At 38.5% G+C, this 2319-nt stretch carries 1 protein-coding gene; it reads left to right on the top strand.

The features are described 5' to 3' along the window. Positions 1-9: 9 nt before the first annotated feature. Positions 10-2229 carry a GH92 family glycosyl hydrolase gene (locus AC1WHX_RS11955; RefSeq protein WP_481229451.1) on the top strand — a complete coding sequence of 740 codons (2220 nt, stop codon included), beginning with the start codon at positions 10-12 and terminating at the stop codon, positions 2227-2229. The last annotated feature ends 90 nt before the right edge of the window (positions 2230-2319 follow it).

Genomic DNA, 2319 nt, shown 5'->3' with positions numbered 1-2319 from the left:
GCGTTAGCCTTGTTGGTTTCCTGTAGCACACCGAATGTTACAGAAAAAACTCCGGTAGATTACGTAAATCCTTACATGGGAAATATCAGCCATTTGCTGGTTCCGACATTTCCTACTATTCATCTTCCGAACTCTATGTTAAGAGTTTATCCTGAACGTCCTGATTACACGTCCGACCAAATTAAAGGATTACCCTTAATTGTAACCAGCCATCGTGGAAGTAGTGCATTTAATCTGAGTCCTTATCAAGGTCGTGAAGAAACTCTACGTCCTGTCGTGAATTATACTTATGATAATGAGGTTATAAAACCTTATTATTATAGGGTATATCTTGATGAACAAAATACAGATATAAAGTATGCTCCGAGTCATCAATCGGCTCAATATGAAATTTCGTATGAAAAAGATGCTTCGGTTTATTTGATTTTGAATAGTAAAAACGGAGCGATGCGAGTAAATGATAATACGGTAAGCGGATATCAGCAGCTTGAGAATAACACTCGGGTATATCTTTATCTCGAAACGGAAAATAAACCCGAAAAGACCGGTGTATTGCAAGATAATAAGTTAAATACCGAATTGGACACTATTCGCGGAAATAACGCATGTGTTGCATTATATTTCGGAGATAAAGCTCAAGTGCAGAAAATTCGTTACGGCATTTCTTTTATTAGCGAAGAACAAGCTAAGAGCAATATGGAACGTGAACAAAAATTCTATGATGTGAATGCTTTGGCGGAAGCCGGGAAAAAAGTTTGGAATGATGCTTTAGGTAAAATAGAGGTTCAGAGTCCTGATGAAAATGAAAAGACTATATTCTATACTTCTTTATATCGGTGTTATGAGCGTCCCGTCAATATCAGTGAAGATGGAAGATATTTTAGTGCATTTGACGGGAAAGTACATGAAGATGGTGGAAATGCATTTTATACGGACGATTGGATTTGGGATACATATCGGGCGACACATCCTTTGCGCGTATTGATAGACACGTTGACCGAAACGAATGTAATTCGGTCTTATATATTGATGGCAGAACAGATGGGTGATATGTGGATGCCAACCTTCCCTGAAATCACTGGCGATTCTCGTCGGATGAATTCGAATCATGCCGTTGCGACAGTTGCGGATGCATACGCTAAAGGATTGAGAGGTTTTGATTTGGAAAAAGCTTATTTGGTATGTAAAAAAGGAATAGAAGAAAAAACTTTAGCTCCGTGGAGCGGAAAACCTGCAGGTTGGTTAGATGATTTTTATAAAAAGAACGGTTACATTCCGGCTTTAGCACCGGGAGAAAAGGAAACAGTTCCTGAAGTTCATCATTTTGAGAAGCGGCAACCTATAGCGGTTACTTTAGGTACAAGTTATGATCAATGGTGTCTTTCCCAGATTGCTGAAGATTTAGGGAAGAAAGATGATGCGGAACATTATTTAAAGTGCTCGTACAATTATCGAAATGTGTATAACCCTGAGACTCAATTCTTTCATCCGAAAGATAAGAATGGTAAATTTATAGAACCATTTGATTATCGTTTTTCAGGAGGACAAGGTGCTCGCGAATATTATGGTGAAAATAATGCTTGGGTATATCGTTGGGATGTACCTCATAATGTCGGAGATCTGATCGCTATAATGGGAGGAACTGATCGTTTTATAGAAAATTTGAACCAAACTTTCCGTGAACCGTTGGGACGGGGAAAATATTCTTTCTATGCACAGTTACCGGATCATACGGGTAATGTAGGACAATTTTCTATGGCGAATGAACCCAGTCTTCATATTCCGTATCTTTATAATTATGCCGGTCAACCTTGGATGACACAGAAACGTATTCGCACGTTATTGAAAGAATGGTTTCGCAATGATCTTATGGGAGTTCCGGGAGATGAAGACGGAGGCGGTATGTCTGCTTTTGTTGCATTCAGCTCGATGGGCTTTTATCCGGTGACTCCGGGTAGTCCTACCTATAATATCGGTAGTCCGATGTTTCCGTATGTAAAAATGACTTTAAGCAATGGAAAAATATTTGAAATTATTGCCGAGAATTGTAGCGATGAAAATAAATATATTCAGAGTGCAACCTTAAATGGAAAAGAGTTGAACCAACCGTGGTTTAATCATAGTGATATTGCCAATGGAGGAAAACTTGTGTTAAAAATGGGTGATAAGGCGAATAAAGCATGGGGCAGTGATTTGAAGAATGTCCCTCCATCAGCTAAATCACTGTAATATTATAGTTGATTCGAAATACACACATAATTAAGAAAGGGGGCGACCCAAAAGATTTTTTTAGAGTTCGGTCTCTTTTTCTTTTATAGA

The organism is Coprobacter sp. (genome assembly GCF_982436375.1).
The sequence above is the reverse complement of the archived record's forward strand: the minus strand, read 5'-3'. Positions and strand labels throughout refer to the sequence as shown.